This window comes from Wolbachia endosymbiont (group B) of Pammene fasciana (assembly GCF_947251495.1).
Classification (GTDB): Bacteria; Pseudomonadota; Alphaproteobacteria; order Rickettsiales; family Anaplasmataceae; genus Wolbachia.
The window spans coordinates 444506-461457 of sequence record NZ_OX366360.1; the positions used below are offsets into that span (position 1 = coordinate 444506).

At 32.2% G+C, this 16952-nt stretch carries 7 protein-coding genes and 1 pseudogene; 6 read left to right on the forward strand and 2 right to left on the reverse strand.

All coding sequences use genetic code 11. The annotated features are described in order from the left end of the window. Nucleotides 1–95: 95 nt before the first annotated feature. The 3 genes from OPR29_RS02060 (at nt 96) to OPR29_RS02070 (ending at nt 11114) form a co-directional block, all read left to right on the forward strand. Nucleotides 96–2822, forward strand: coding sequence for a hypothetical protein (locus OPR29_RS02060; RefSeq protein WP_265025366.1), 2727 nt, complete (start codon nt 96–98; stop codon nt 2820–2822). After that, nucleotides 2807–4894: an ankyrin repeat domain-containing protein gene (locus OPR29_RS02065; protein ID WP_265025367.1), complete on the forward strand. Its 2088-nt coding sequence runs from the start codon at nt 2807–2809 to the stop codon at nt 4892–4894. The genes OPR29_RS02060 and OPR29_RS02065 overlap by 16 nt, the downstream gene beginning before the upstream one ends. 619 nt (nt 4895–5513) lie before the next feature. Then, complete coding sequence (locus OPR29_RS02070; protein ID WP_265025368.1) at nt 5514–11114, forward strand: ankyrin repeat domain-containing protein; 5601 nt, start codon at nt 5514–5516, stop codon at nt 11112–11114. A gap of 67 nt (nt 11115–11181) precedes the next feature. Here OPR29_RS02070 and OPR29_RS02075 read toward each other — a convergent pair whose 3' ends face one another. Together OPR29_RS02075 and OPR29_RS06065 are read right to left on the reverse strand one after the other, a co-directional pair. After that, nucleotides 11182–12162, reverse strand: coding sequence for an IS481 family transposase (locus OPR29_RS02075; RefSeq protein WP_019078870.1), 981 nt, complete (start codon nt 12160–12162; stop codon nt 11182–11184). Between the two features lie 214 nt (nt 12163–12376). Next, nucleotides 12377–13296, reverse strand: a pseudogene (locus OPR29_RS06065) (IS110 family transposase). A 650-nt stretch (nt 13297–13946) separates the two neighbouring features. Between OPR29_RS06065 and OPR29_RS02095 the strand changes: the two are divergent. From OPR29_RS02095 to OPR29_RS02105, 3 genes are all read left to right on the forward strand, one after another. Next, nucleotides 13947–14648, forward strand: coding sequence for a hypothetical protein (locus OPR29_RS02095; protein WP_265025369.1), 702 nt, complete (start codon nt 13947–13949; stop codon nt 14646–14648). A 221-nt stretch (nt 14649–14869) separates the two neighbouring features. Next, nucleotides 14870–15673 carry a hypothetical protein gene (locus OPR29_RS02100; protein WP_264685015.1) on the forward strand — a complete coding sequence of 268 codons (804 nt, stop codon included), beginning with the start codon at nt 14870–14872 and terminating at the stop codon, nt 15671–15673. A 100-nt stretch (nt 15674–15773) separates the two neighbouring features. Then, nucleotides 15774–16934 carry a porin gene (locus OPR29_RS02105; RefSeq protein ID WP_265025370.1) on the forward strand — a complete coding sequence of 387 codons (1161 nt, stop codon included), beginning with the start codon at nt 15774–15776 and terminating at the stop codon, nt 16932–16934. Nucleotides 16935–16952: the final 18 nt, after the last annotated feature.

The window sequence follows — 16952 nt, forward strand, 5'->3', positions numbered from 1 at the left end:
AATAAAATGCTAAAACATGCAAAAAATCTTGCCTTGTTAGATCTTTATTAGTCATAATAAAGTTGCATTTTACGTAATAAATATGTGGGAGTATTGTGTTAAAGACATTGAATTCTGTAAATTATTTTAAACAAGCAGTTAATCGATCTAAGTTAATAAGAGAGCAAAAAAAAGATACACTACCATCTAGTAGTCAACAAGTAACGATTGATTTAGATTTGCCAGAAGGTTTTACAATAGGGGAAGCAATTGGAGGAGGAGATTGTTTCTTTCACGCAGTTGCACAGGGACTTGAACAGCTTAAACCTCATAAGGGCTTTACTGTAAAATCTTTAAGACTTATTTGTAGGCTGTTTGCAGAGAGTCAACTTGATATTGACTCGTCGTGGCTTAAAAAAGCTTTAAAAAATGAATATAGAAGTATTTCTTATTATATTTCACGAATTGAGTTTACCGCAAATGATATTGAGAAAGGATCTAAAGTAATAGATAGATTAAAATTAAATGTACCTATATGGGGTCTACCAGAGATTGAGGGAAGAATAATTTGTATAGTATATAAGGTAAGGTTGCATTTTATTGAAGCAGCTATTAATTCTGATGGAGAAAATGTAATAATGCATCACATTATTGATAGGGAAGGTTACCAAAAGGATATATTAAATAGCGAGATTCTTAGTAAGAAAGTTTACTATACAAAAGACACTATACATATAGTAAATCAAGGAGATCTTCATTTTCAACCAATCTTAAGAGGGACAGTACAGCAAACGTCACTTTATTATTATAAAACCATGGCTAGTGAAAAAAAATTGGACAGTGAGTCTGTTTATTTTCGACAAAATTTCGAAGCAGAAATGAAAGATGTCACAGACAATCAAATGGACTGTGAAGATTATAAAGAATCTAGCCCTGGTGTAGAGGTGTTGCCTGATGAGTCAATAATGGAAGCAACAGTTGATTATGAAGACAGATTATCTGATGAAGAACTTCAGCATGAACGAAGTCAAGATAGTCCTAGAGTAACAAGAGCTTCATCTATAAGCAGCAGTAGTACATGGTATAGTGCATTGGTTGATTGTAGGTTAACGGTAGAGGATATAGGTCTTACAGATGATGAAATAGTGAAAAGAGCAACTTTTTTTGTTAAGACTTTTGTTAAAGAATTCGAAAAAAAACTATTTCAATACTCTGAAGAAGTAAAACCAGGTTCAAAAATAAAAAAAACAGGTAAAATATTAGGTCTGGCTGATTCAACTATAAAGAGTGCTATTACACCAGGTATGCGAATAATTCCTGATAAAGCAATTGAAATGATAGGTTGTCTTTCTGCAAAAGAGCATAAGAAAGGAGCAAAAAGTGTTTCTTCAACAGTTATGCCTTTAGGAGATAGCACAAGAGAGATTTTAGTAGATGCTAGTTTGGAAATTTTTCAAAAATTTGAGGGGCAGTTTACTGGGATTATGGATGTTAGTAGCCTTTCTTGGGAGAGAGGGATTGAGAAATTAGCAATAGATGCTGTATCTAGAGTAATAAATTATATTTCAGATAATAAAGAAGAACTTTCCGTTGATCTTATAACAAAAGGTGTTGTTTTAGGTGAATCAAAAGCGAGAACATTTGCTAAGCAAGTTTTAAAAAAACCAGCGAAACTTTTTAAGTCAGAAGCATTTCAGTCTGGATATAAAGTGAAAGATAAGCAAAGTGGTAAAATTTGGATAACCCCAGAATTATATACAGGAGTAGGAATAAAAAAAGTAAATTATGATACTACTGAATATTATCAGTTGAGGAAACATGATAATGCTGAAAAATATGGATATAGACTTCCTTTTACATGGGAATTAGAAAAGTGGTGGGAGGTAGACAAAAAGTATAGGCTTGTTAACTTACCTAAAGAAGAACAGTATGTGCATATTTTAAATGAGAAAAAAAAGAAAGAATTGGCTGATAATATATTAAAAGAGATTAATGGAAACGATCCAACGAAAAGAAAAGATATAGAAGAACTGTATGAAAAGATCAAGAATTTCCAAACAAAAAAAGAGGAAAGTGTACGTCCGTTTTTCTTTAATTTGGACCATTTACCACAATTCTTTGTAGAAAGAGGAAATATGTTAAAGATGTTAAACGAGAAGTTAGACATTGAAAAACAAGAAGAAATACCACGAATGGTCTTAATTCATGGAGGCTATGGAGTAGGAAAAAGTGAACTAGCTAAAAGTTATGCACATAATATAAAGAGTAAAGGTAACGTTATATGGATAAATGCCAAATCATGTAGCACTCTTTCAAATTCATTTTATAGTTTAGCTAAAAAATTAGGAATTCCTACAGAAGGTTATCAAGGTATACAAAAAATAAATTCTGGTATGGAAGGTAGAGAGCAAGTAGATTACAATGATGTTCAAAAGAAAAGAATTGAATCTATTGTTGATAATGTATATGAGAAACTTCAAGATGTGGAAAGTTATTTTATTTTTGACAACGCCAATCAATATGAGGAGATTAAAAAATTTTTACCGCCTTATGGTTTCATTTTTGGTGGAAAACAGCCTTACATCTTAATTACTTCTCGCAATAAGGATTGGAAAGAAGAGATAGAAAAGATAAATTTGGATAAAGGATTTTCTTCAGCAGAAGCCTTGATGTTTATTGAAAAAACCTTAGGAATAGATGATAACTCACACTTACAGATTGACGAGATGGTAAACTTAGTAAAGGTGTTAAATTATTTTCCATTAGCTTTGAAAGAAGCAACAAAATACATTAAAGAAGAAAATATTAGTATTAGTCAATACCTAGAATGCTATGTAAAGTAATGAAAGAATCAAATCTTGATCGTCTGAAGAAACAAGATATCTCTCCAGAATTATTTACGACTTTGCAAATCAACTTTGGTAAAATAAAAGAAGAAAAAGATGTTGGACAACAATCGCATGATATTTTAGCCTCTATGGCTTACTTGAGTCCTGATAAAATTGATACAGCAGAAATTTTTCTTCATAAGAAATCAGAAAACGATCAGCAAAAGGTTTTGGATGCACTTAATCTACTTGATAAGTTCTCAGTGATTGAGTTAGAGGAATCAATAGCAAGAGTTCATATGGGAGTACAAAAAACAATAAGATTAGAGAAAGAACAAGCAGGAACAGAAGAAGAAATTTTAAGAGAGATTATGACATCATTTTGCCTTACAAATGCAAATCACGCTATATCTGTTTGGAGTCATGCAAGTAAATATTACAGGTTAGTTAATGAATTTATTGATTCTCTTTATGATGGAAGTACTATCTTACATTTACTAGCCAAAGATGGTAATGAGAAAGTTATTAAACGTATATTAAAGAAAGTAGATTCAAATAAATTAAGTAAAATTGTTAATGCTGTTGATAAAATGAAATTTACTCCTTTAGACTGTGCTGCCATGCATGGTCACTTAAAGATAGTTAAATGCTTTATAGAGAAAGGAAGTGATTTGGATGGAGGTAATCGCGACCTTAGCCCTTTACACTGGGCTACTCTATCTGGTCAATTAGAAGTAGTTAAGCATTTTATTGACAATAAATATTGGGAGGTTGATAAGTTGAGTGGAGAGGGTGGTGCTCCTTTACACTATGCTGTTATCAGTGGTAATATAGATATTGTTAAATATCTTGTAGAAAAAGGGGCCAATGTAAATCTACAGGATGAAAGTGCAGGGCCTTTACATTTTGCTATTGAGGAGAATCGGTTAGATATTGTTAAATACCTTGTAGAGGAAGGGGGAGCTGATATAAATCTACATGATAAAAATGATATGAGTCCTTTGCACTATGCTGTTATCAGTGGTAATATAGATATTGTTAAATGTCTTGTAGAAAAAGGTGCCAATGTAAGTTCATGTGATAGAAATGGTATAACTCCTTTGTACTTTGCTACTCAAAATGGTCGTTTAGATATTGTTATCCACCTTGTAGAAAAAGGTGCCAATGTAAATCTACAGAATAAAGATTATATAAGTCCTTTTTGCCATGCTGCTGAAAGTGTTAGATTAAATATTGCTAAATACCTTATAAAGAAAAAGGTGATGAGTATGAATGTAAATCTACATGATAAAAATAATATGAGGTTTGAATGTTATGTTACCGTGTGTGATCACTTAGATAATATTAAGTACCTTATAACGCAAAGAACTAGGGTAGATCCATGGAACAAAGGTAGTGTGAGTCTTTTGCACTTTGCTGCTATACGTGGTTATTCAAATGTTATTAACTATCTTGTAGAAGAGGGAGCTAATGTAAATGAAAAGGACAAAGATGGTATGAGTCCTTTGCACTATGCTGTCATATATGGTCACTCAGGTATTGTTGAATACATTGTAGGAAAGGGGGCTAATGTAAATGAACAGGATAAAAAAGATGTGAGTCCTTTGCACTATGCTGTCATATATGGTCACTCAGGTATTGTTGAATACATTGTAGAAAAAGGGGCTGATATAAATATACAGGACGAAGGTGGTATGAGTCCTTTATTTTATGCTCTTACCATTGTCATTGGCCGCCCAGATATTGCTTGCCACCTTATTGAATATTGTTCTTTAGTGCAAGAAGAAGTTAATGTGAAACTTAAACTCAAGAATTTTTTGCATGAAAGAAAACAGAGGAGATCTGCGCATTTAAACGAGCCTAAAAAAAGAAAATTAGAAAATATAAGTGCAACATTTGAAGAAAATGCATCAAATATACAATTGCTTCAAGGTAGTCAGAATCCACCATCTGACATGTCAATGCAATTTGAAGGTCTTGCTGATAGAACGGAAAGCATTGTTAATATAAATAGTGAGATGCCCGCATATTCATTTAATAGTGTTGCTGTAGAATCTGTGAATAACAAGAACTTAAAAGGAAGCTAATTTTACAGTAAGCTATTTAATTTCATTAGGGGAATTTAAAAAAAAACAGAGAAATAAAGTAATAAATTGATATAAAGAAAAGTTCGTATGTATCGCTTGGTAAACCAATCCATCCCAAAGAAAAGTCTTCTCACGGGTAGCAGTATTGGTTGCTGGAAATGGTTGTAGTGATATGTGAAATTGTTTTAGTTTTTGTTAAATTAGTATTTAGAAATAGAAAAAGTACATTGTAGTAAAAGAATAGACGTGTTTTTACAAGCACTGGCTTTAGTTTTAAAAAAATATTAAAACATGAAAAAAGTTCTTGTTCTGCTAGATTTCTTTAGCTATAGTCGAGTTTAACATAATAAATACATGGGGTATTGAGTCAGATGCATTGTATTATGTACATCATTCAGAAAGCAATCCTGGCTTTTTTAAGAATATATCTAGTTTAGTAAGAAATCAAAAGAAAAGCACACTGTTACTCAGCAATCAAAGTTACTTGAAATTAACTTAAGGTTTCTACAGCAAATTGTTTTGGTACAGCTGTATAAGAATCAAATGTTGAAACCAATCTTTAGAAAAGAGGTTTACGACAAAATCATCAAAATATGAATATTAAAATATAGGGGGCTTTATGTTAGGTAAAGAAAATACAAAGGAACAAGTAATAGATAATCAATCTAGGTTAATAAGAATGCAAAAAGAAGACACACTACTATCTAGCAGTCAGCAAATATTAAAGCTGCCAGAAGGTTTTACAATAGGAAAAGCAATTGGAGGAGGAGATTGTTTCTTTGATGCAGTTGCACAGGGACTTAAGCAATTAAATCCTGGAACAAACTTTACTGTGAAATCTTTGAGAGAAGTTTGTAGGAAGCAAGCTTTAATTAGTCAAGAAATGAAAGAAAAGATTATAGCAGATGCTAGAAACCGTGAAGATTCTACAGTAATACTCCCAGAGCCTGGTATTAATGATGATGAATTATGGAAGACTTATTTGATTGGTATAGAATACAGTATTGAAGATATAGAAAAAATGCAGAGGGACAATAAAGACGTGTTTTTATCGTTAACTGATTTAAAGTATGGAAGTACGTTGCAGATTCCTATATGGGGTAGGCCTGAAATTGAGGGAAGTATGATTTGTAATGAATATAATATTAAGCTGCATGTTATTGAAGATCTTCATATATGTGGATGGTCAGGGTATCTTATTGATGAGTTAACATCCAAACCTGTAAGTACAGATTATAATGAAAAAAATACTATACATATAATAAATAAAGGAGGTTTCCATTTTGAGCCAATCTTGAGCGAGACACTATTAATAAGAGAGTTTACTAATATTATAGAGGATTCTAGTATTCTAGAAGATAGAAAGCTTGAAAAGCTGAAAAGTTTTTTTAAGGTATATCCGAGTCTAAACGTTAATTTTCGAGTGAATCAATGCAGTGATACACCGCTGCATATTGCTGTTTGCCTGGGAGAGTTAACAATTGTCAGATTTTTGCTAAAGATAGGAGCGCAAGTTGATGTTTTAGATGGAGAGGGAAAGACTCCTATAGATATTGCTAAAGATAATAACAGAAAAGATATCGCTAAGATACTGCAACCACTTATTTCATATGAAGAAGTTGATATACCAGGAGATGGCAGTTGCTTATTTTGGTCTGTTGCTTTAGCTTACTTAACTCCCGTAAAATTTGATGATTATGCCTTTCATGAAAGGTTTAAAGAATTATTTGCGAGCGACTATGATGTACATTCAATTCAAAGGCTAATACAAAGTAATGCAAATATTTATGAAGATAGTGTAATGAAGCAATTAGTAACGAAGACATTTCGTTGTGAGGTTGCTGATGAAGTATGTTTCAGCCAAAGAAGATTTGAAAATAAGGTTGAAATTATGGATCTTTTTGAGAGTCACAGTGGAAGTTATTTTACAGGAGGTACCTTTAAAAAAGAGTTTGAACATGAATTCGGTGCTGAAAAAATTAAGCAGTATAATATTGATATTAGTAAACTCCAACCCAATTTTTTTGACGAAAATGCAGTAAAGGAAATTTGTACTGAACTTAATAAGATAAAAAAACGTAATCAAGTTCAAGAATTTGTATTTGACACATACTTAAAGTGCATGGAACTTACTGGAGTTTGGGGTGGAAAGCATGAAATAAATTCAATGTCTGATCTACTAAATACAGCGATAATAGTGTCTCAGAAAGATTCAAAAGATCTTATATACAATGAAGAGAAAAAATACTGTAATAAAATACACTTATCCTACAAAGGAGGTAATCATTATCAATTTTATCAAGTAGAGTATTCAAATTTGATGAAGTTTGTTCTGAGTTTCATTCAATCATTTGAAACGAGGATCATTATATATGATGTGCTTGCGAGTATGCTGAGAGAGGGGAACAGAATATTTTTTGATGGAATGAACACTAATAGATCTGTGCGGAGTATTTTTGGATGTTCAATACATACAGATGACTTGGCAATGTTTGGTATGAGGGCATCTTTGAGAACAGGTAATGTAATAAAAGCGACAAAAAATTTTATTAATCTATCAGACTTAATAGAAACATTTAATGAATATAAACTGGGCTTTAGAAAAATATTAGTAGATGCTGGATGCAATATTTTTCAAAGTTTTGAAATGCAGTTTGAGAAAATAGGCTTTGATCATGTTTCAAAGATAGCAGATGACATTGTAGATAAGATCATCGAATATTATATTCAGAAAGAATACAAGGGAGATTTGAGCAAGCTAGGGATAGCTGAAACCCTTGTTCTAAATACATATTTGCAAGAGGTGTCTGCGCAGTATGGAGAAATAAGTTATAACCTTAAAGATTTATATGAAAATATCGGAATTGCAGAAGGAAGTGAAGGCTCTTTTATATATTATAGAAAAAGAAGTGAAGATAAATCTAGTCAGTATGGTTATCGCCGTTCCCTTATGGGTGAAAAGTCGAAAAGAACATATGAGACAAGATATATTAGAGTAGAAACCACAAACGTAGAACTTGAAAATTATGTGTATACCTTAGACGCTTTAGGCCTACAAGACTTTAAGGCTAAAGTGGAGAAGGTATTTTATATTGTCAATGAAGAAATTCAAATGCCAAGCAAAAAAGTAATTGAGGATCTTATAGTAAAAATTAAATCTCATATTGAACGAGAGGTAAGCGTTTTAAGCGAGTATATCTTACTTTTCTGTCAAGGATGCAAACAAAGTTTAGATATGAATATGAGATACTTAGTTGAAGGAGAAGGAATAAGGAAAGGCAAAAAGATAATAGAAAGGGCTGGAAAAAATAGTGATGTTATATATTCGATGGAAAACAATTTAAAAACAATTCCAAATTTATCTTATTATCTAAAAGTAAAAGAAGCATTTGTAAAGCATGCTGAAACAGTCGCTCAAGACTATAGCAACCTACTTGAATCAGAGCATGATAATGCAGCAAGATCTAGGAGTTTTCGGTCTAGTATAAAAAGATTATCAAATGTAAAAAAATTAGGATTTCTATTTGGTAAAATGAATTTTCAGGATGTATGTGATCCAGTAGAAGAATTCACTGGAAGGCAAGAACAAATAGATGAGATATATACAAAATTGCAGGGGGGAGCGGTAGTAATAGTAGGTCCATCTGGTATTGGTAAAACTCAATTAGCTAGAAAGTTTGTTGAAGAAAACAAAGGAGCTTATCTTCATGCCTATGAGGTGAGTACTCAAGATATATTATCCATAGAAAGTTCTTTTGCTTCCTTTACCCGAGATAGGTTAGCCATGTTTATGGAAGGAGGAGTAGGAAATAAAGAAAAGAAAAAATGCCTATTCCTTTTTCAGGGAGTTAAAAAAGAAGATCTAGAGAGGATTTTAAAGATCAGAGGTCAAAGAGGTGGTTTTGATTGCCTGTTTACTTCTTCTGATCAAGATTATCAAGATATAGCAGAAGTATCTTTAGATATTCTTGAAGAAAAAGAAGCTGTACAACTTGTCAAAATAATTTTAGAGATGGCAGATAGATCGCAAGATGAACAAATAAAAGCGCTCATAAGAAAACTAAAATGTTTTCCATTGGCTATAAATCTAGCAGCAGCATGTATTAAAAACAAAGGATCAAGCTCTTTGAGCGAAGCATTTGGAATTTTTGAATATTTAATAGAATACGAAAGGTTTAATCAGAAATTTCCACGAAACACTGGACAAAATGAATACGATAGAATATTGCAAATAACATTACTAATCTCGATGGAAACAATAGAAAAGATGAGTTCTGGAGAGAAAATTCTAAAAATTTTAAGTATTATGGCTTATTTTGATCATAGTGCAATTGATCCCAGTTTATTTCTTACCTGGATTAGATATGAGGATGGACTATACTCCATTTTCGAATTGCTAGAGCAGTATTCCATAATTTATGTAGAAGGATCAGATAAATACAAGGTTTACATTATGCATGAATCGGTCAAAAAAGTAGTGCGTTCATGGCTTAGCATAGATGAGGAAAAACACATATTAAGTTGTGTCATAGAACTGGTATCTGAAGCTGAAGGAGGATTTTTAGATGTAGTTCATCTCTTATCCTTGTTTGATCATAGTCAAAAATATGACTATCTAATAGAAGAAAATAAGAATTTTCCTTGTTTAGTTTTGAGTAGCTTAAATGAGTTACATGAGTATAAAAAAGTTATCAATCTCACGTCACAATTATATCAATTACTTGCTGTAGATGATAGATATTCAAGATTAATTAAATATGAGTTTGCCTGCGCGCAAGCTGGTTTGGGACTATATGATAGAGCGTTAAAAATCTTTCTGGATTTAAAAAAACTCGAGAAGGTAAATGATACATTTCCTTCTCTTACTTTGGATAAAAAAATACTTTCTACTTATCTCAAACAAAAAAATTATAAAGAAGCATTGTCATACGTTAAATACAATAACTTTATAGTCAATAGTTTATATGGAGAAGACATCATGGAACTTATGGAAGAACATCTAGATATAGCAGTTATTATAGCTGAAGTATTTGTGATGCAAAAAAGATATACTGATGCATTTACAACTTTGTACTATGTAAGACGACTGAGAGATGAAATTTTCCTTAAACTAGGTGATTTTTACTCCGATGATGATCCTTATCTTTATCCTTCCGAGATGTATGAACTTTATAATTTAGATACAAAATATATCTATGCCCTAGCATATTTCTTTATGGTTCAAGAAAGAAAAAAAGTAACTATAAATGAAGGAGAGTTATCACATAAAGAGGATTTACCTCGTGAATTGAGTATACAAGCTTTATTTAGGAATCTACAAGATGTTCTAATAAATCAAGAAGGTAGTCAGTACTTACAACCTGCTCCTTATTTTGTTGAAATAGAAGTAGAAAAAGTCATTCAGAGGGAATTAAGAGAAAAAACATTGCGATATTTTGAGGAAGTACTGAAGCTACAAAAAAATTATGGATTTTTAGATAATCATCCTAACGTACTATCTGTGAAGTTTTATATAGCTGTTTTACATAGCTGCTTAGGGGATAAGGAAAAAGCATTACAAGAACTCCAACAATTGCAAGAATTACAGGAGAAAGTGATAGGAGTAAATCATCCTGACACTTTAGGAACTGTAAATGCTATACAAGAATTATTTACTGAAGGTGAAGACAAGTTAACATATTTAAGAAATGAGATAGAAAAAAGAGAATCGCTCTTACAATTTGAAAAATCTGATTTGAATGCTAAGGGTGTCTCAATTTTAAAAGAGCTTTATGTAGAAAAAAATAGCGAAAGTTCTTCTTCAGTATCAAGTGAAGAGTTACTGCTAGAAAACAAAAGTTTTCTAGACACAGAGAGTACAAAAACTAAAAGGAGAAAAATGGATAATCAGCAGCAAGTCTCAGAGTTGCAAGATTGTACTTTATCAGGCTCAGTGAAGGGTCAGTGTATATCACCTAAAAGAAGAAATTTGGAAAATATGAGAGTGACATCTCTAGGTGTTCAGAAGACTGTAAATCTATCACTAGACAGAGAAGGGTTACTCATTGAGCTGAAATATAAACTGAATCATTATGACGATCAAATACAAAGATTTATACAATGGGAAAATAGCAATTTGAAAAAGTCACAGCGGCCAATATCTTCACTTAACAGCATTACTATAGAACCTACGGATAATAAGAGCCTGAGAGGAGTTACTTCTGCTGGTCAAGTTGCTTAATTTTATCTGTGTGATTCATATAGGTCATAACAACTGATTTGTCAGATTAAGTCTGAATTTTAAATAGTTAAGTAACGTTGTGTTTTTGAATTGACTTTAATCTTTGATCATGCTTGTAATTTTGCATGACAAAAGGCTCCTTTGACGGAATGTAATTTTTTTGCACTTCACTTAAACAAGGAATTGTACTTTCTAGCTCTTTATATTTTTCCCATGGAGTTTTTCCTTGAAGAGAGCTATGAGGACGTTGTCTATTATAATGGTTTTCCCAATCTCTGAGTTTAATTTGTAGGTCAGGATCCTTGATGTTAACACTACTGTAAAATTCATCTAAATCTGTACGCTGAGCTCTTTCCACTTTACCGTTTAAATGCGGGGAAAATGGCTTGATAGGACGAAATTTGATTTTCCATTTTTTCAAATATTCTTGTACCCCATAAGCAAAAAATTCCTGTCCTCTATCGGTTTGAATTCTTTGACAATGAAATGGCATTTTTTCTCTTAGTTGTTCAAGAAAATCTAGAGTGTTTTCTGCAGTACGTCTTGGGTACAATGTAACAACTTTATAACGTGTACAATCATCTATAGCGGTATACTGATAAAGTCCAGAAGCTATTTTGCATACATCCATCTGTATACGCTCTCCTGGTACTTTACAGTTGTAACGCTTTATTTGTTTGCGGTAATGACGTTTAATACGTAAAAGACTTACATCATATTTTTTGAAAACTTTGTGTATAGTAGCCAATGAAAAAGAGAGATCATGTAAACGTTTCAATTCAGTTTGAATACGTCTTGCTCCTAATTTTCTAGTTTTTCTTAAGTGGAGAATAAGTTGATCACTAGATATATTGGTTTTTTGTAAAGGTGAGGTTTTAGGCCTGCTACTAAGATTTTCTAATCCTTTTTCACCAAACTCCTTGTAACGTTTACACCATTTGCGTAAGGTAAAGCGTGAAATATTATAGTGCTGACATACTCTTCCTGCATGACCTAATTTTTTATATAGGTTTACCCAATTCAGGCGTAGCTTAACTTTAGAGTCCATTTACTTGCGGCTTTTATTGTTGATATACTTCCCACCATAATTGTAATAAGGTATATAAACTATCACAAGTACAAATTTCTATTTGATCTTACATTTTTATTGTAATAACCTATATGAATCACACAAATAAGCATTGTTCAGGAAATGTGAAAATATTAGATTTCTTGTCATTCCAGTTTCTGCTCCTGTCATTCCAGTACTGGAATCTACCGTCTTAAGCGTCAAGATAAAAACTATTGTTTTTTACCATGGCATTTAAACAAATAATGATTTTTCTTATGACAGCAACTAATGCAACTTTAGCGGCTTTGCCAGAAGCAACTAAGCACTGATAAAGAGCTTTCATTTTCCTGTTATGACGCATTGCGACCACAGCAGACATGTATAATGCTTTTCGAGCATAAAACCTGCCACCTATGATTTGAGCTTTGCTTACCTCTTCCGCTTTCATTAGTTTTTGGTGCAACTCCAATTAGACAGGCTATTTCTTTATTATCTAATCTACCAAGCTCAGGTACTTCTATGAGTAGGATACTCGCAATTTTGCGTCCAATACCTTTATAGCTAGTTAGAAGTTTGCTTTTTTCCTTCAAACCAGGGTCAGAGTCTATTATGTCTTCTATGTCTTGCCTAACTTGCTCTAATTGTTTTTTGGCAAATTCTATCTGCTTTACTATATATTTTCTGGCTTTTCCTGTCACATTATGTAAACGACACATATTTGCATCGCTTAGATTACGCTCAATTGCTCTTAGTTCTTTTAGTTCTTCTTGTTTTTGTGAAACTATACATTCTACTACCTCATCGTTTTTTGTGATAAATTCAGCATACTTTTCTAGCAATTTTGCATCTAATTTGTCTGTTTTTGCAAAATGGTTACAAGCTTTCGCAAACGCATATACCCGGTTTGGGTGAGCTCTATGAACAACTATACTATGTTCTTGTAACAATTTTACGACAAGTTTTTCATAACCGCCTGTTTACACATAATTCAACAAATATATTAACTATTTTTGACTTTATAAACTCAGATATAGCTTTTTCTGCATTTTCTATACGCTGATGTTTATTGTTGATTGAAATATCAAGTGTCTCTTTTGAAACATCAATACCCATAAAAACTGTTCTAGCCATTTTTGCACCTATAAATTATAATCAAATAACAATATAAATGATGTACAGGATTGTGATTCGATCTTTTAGGTCCCCCTACCGTTCGTACTACATTTTTTAAGCAAGGAGTGTACCGAGATTCCTACGATTTCTATCAATCCAATTGACAGCTTGCTCATTATAGCGTTGCAACTTTGATTTAATATACAATCTAATAGTAAGAGGCTAGTATCAGTACTATGGCAGGTTTTACCAATCGGAGGTGTATAAACCTCTTAACAATGTAGAGCAACATCTAGAAAAGTGGACAAGAAAGAAATATCCGAAACTTGGAAAAAGACTAGCAAGGCAACTTCTAGGAAAAATAAAAGAAGAGAATCCAAAGACTTTCTACCACTGGACATTAGGGTTAGGTCAAAAGGCTGAATAATGGAAGCTGTATAAATCGAGAGATTTACGTACAGTTTTGCGAGAGACTGACTGGGGAAGTTCCGCCGGTCTACTCTCCAAGATTTCACTTAATTCTACCAAGAGAAGCAGTACCTAATTCTTTCGCTTTGAATCTTTTATCTTTGCTTAGTAAGGGAAATGAGCTGGCTTTACCTATTATATTAAAATACCTTTCTTGCAGAACTGTATTTAAAGATTTTGGTCAAAAACTACAGGCTAAAATGGATCAAGATATAAAAGAACAAAACGATTCTAAAATTTCTCAGGAGATTGAGTTATGCAAAAAAGACATTTTAAATCTTCTCAATGGTGGTAAATCAGTATTAGACGTTCAATTGAAGCAGCGGTATAAAAAATACTATTCGTTAATAGATAATGAGATTGAAGAGTTAAAGACTCAAATTTTAAAAGAACTAGAAGATTATATTAGCAATACTAACGTTAATAAAATGTATCGAAGCCTTAATAATAAAAAGAAAAACGAAAAATCATTAAAAGAAGTAGCGTTAGGATCTTGTTCATTGGGTGGAATTTGCTTGTTAATATTTTTTTCACTTGGTTTTTTTATTTTTTTAGCAACAACCATTGACCCACCTGCTCATATGAGTATGTATAAAGTAAAGGTTTTTAGGTGTATAGGAGCTTCACCTTTAGTTTTTGCATCATTAGCACTCACAGTAGCAGGTGTAGCTTACTTAACAAGTTGTTATCTAAATCATAGTTTTACAAAAGAAATACAAGACTATATAGAGCAACCAGTAAATGTATGGATAAGGCAACTAATAATAAAGAATCAGACAATTTTCCTTCTGACAATTATGAAAAAGTACAACCTTCAGCACCGCTTGAGGAACTACTACCTTCATACGAGGAATCGTGTTCATCACCACCGTCATACGAAGAATCGTGTCACAGTAGTTTAGGTTATATTCAACCATCTAATCCAATACAGCAAAATCAGTTGTTGTGATGAAGGTATTAAAGAAAACAAGCAAAATTACATTTGTAATTTTGCTTCCTTTATCATCACTTAGAAATAGCTGGTTATGTTATGCTTGCCTATACTTGATTAAGTATATCAATAGGTAAATAAATCTTAATACAACTTTATTATACTGGTAAATACATTTTATAGAATGAAAGCATGGAAGATTTTATAACGGCAAGAAGGAAAGATGATGCTGTGATATCTGTTTCTCAGGATAATGAGAAAAAAAACGTGTTAATCTTGGGACTCAATCAAGCAGCAAGGAATTTATTAAAATGTGAAGAAGGGAATTTACTTAATAAGCCGTTAATCAATATTTTAAGTGCAAGAGCAGCTGAAGATATGAAAAGCTATTTGGAGTATACTGAAGATGGGCGCGATTTGCCCGATATATTGCCAAAAGTGATAGGCTTTTCTTTAATCGACGCTAAAGGAGAAGATATAAAAACAAAGGTAAAAGTTTTTCGCACAACGCAATTTACTAATAGCAAGATTAATTATGAGCTATTGATACGTGACATTAGCCTGTTTCATAAGCTAGCAATGTTTAGGGATAAATATCTGATGGGTAAGAAATATAAAAAACACAACTTGTTTGATATACCAGACAATGATTCAACGATTTTGGAGTTATATGTCATATTGAATTTTGCCTTTGAATATCAAATTAATGCAGTTATAGGAATAATAGGTTTAAACAGCAGTTGTAATAAGGAAAATGATACACTAAAAATTATCATAGAACATTTTTATAAAAATTGCCGTAGTGATGATTTTTTAGGATGTATTGATGAGAATAAGGTACTTTTTATTTTGATGAACTGTGATGCAAATAACACATCTAAAATAGTTAATCGTATACATTCTTCCATTAACAAGCAGTTATTAAAGCGAAAACTATCAAGCATATCAATTATTTATGGAAATATAATTCAAAAACATAGTGTGAAGAATGCTTAAACGCTTTTGTCATTAATTGGTTTGTAGTATCTAAGTTCTACACAATATAAGGATTGTTTTTTATTTCTGTTAAGCTTATATTAAGAATTTAAGCTTACCTATGAGGTTACTAATCACACTATTTTTATCATTACTTGTGGGAGGAAGTGCTAACGCTAGGGTAATTCTGGATAAGGAGATGTTTTATGTAGAACTAGATGGAAAAGTAGATTTAAGATTTGGCTACGCTTTCAATAAAGATTCTTTTAGCTCTACAAAAGACAAGACCTCAAGCTATTCAGACCTGCGCTTTCTTTATTTGCAGCAAGTTTATCCAAATACACAAATGGGGTTTAATGTTAAGGTAGGAGTTTCTGGTATTGCAAACTTAAAGGCACTAGACATAGAAAAGTTAGAAATGGAGAAGTGGTATTTTATCATAAAGAACCAGGAATTTGGATCAATTGAATATGGTAAAGGAAGTTTAGTTAGTCAGAGTATGTTAATTAACACTTCAAAAATTTACACAGCTGCCGGAGGAATAAATGGTCATTGGACAAATTACTCAAATTTGCGCGGTAATGAAAAAAAAGATAATGATCCTGGGTATGATAAAGATGAGGTATTTTGGGTAAAACCCAATATTTACAGCGACTATAATGGACTAGAGCTGAAGTTAAAACAACCAACGATAAACTATATTTCTCCTGAAATCTATAACTTTCAACTTGGACTCAGTTATGTTCCAGGAAAAAATAATTTGCAATATAACAATCTAATAGCCGCTGGTCTTTCCTATAAAAATGGCTTATCAGATGAAATAAATTTTACTACTGCTTTTACTGGTGAGTTTGCAAGAGAAAATTTAACTGATTGCTCGGATGGTACTTCTGAAAATTATAAATGCCGTAATCAATTGCTACACTGGAATTTTGGCTTGAAGCTAAAACTTTTTGAACTTGATTGCATTTTTTCGTACGGTAATGGCGGTAAATCTGGTGAGAAACGTAGTCCTGAAACAAGTAATATGAATTATATAAATGCAGGTGTTGCTTATCATTCTGATTCTCGTAAAGTGAGCTTAACATATTTTAGTAGTAGCAGGGATATTGTAGGCAAAGGTACAAACGAATTAACATCACAGGCTTTCAGTCTTGAATATCCATTAGCTCTTGGCACTTCATACTACTTCGATATTGTAAAATTTAGTACCAAAGAACCTGAAATCGAAAGTAATAACTCCGGGTATGTGCTTTTGGCTGGGCTGAAGCTAAGTTTTTAATGAAATAACCGGTTTGTA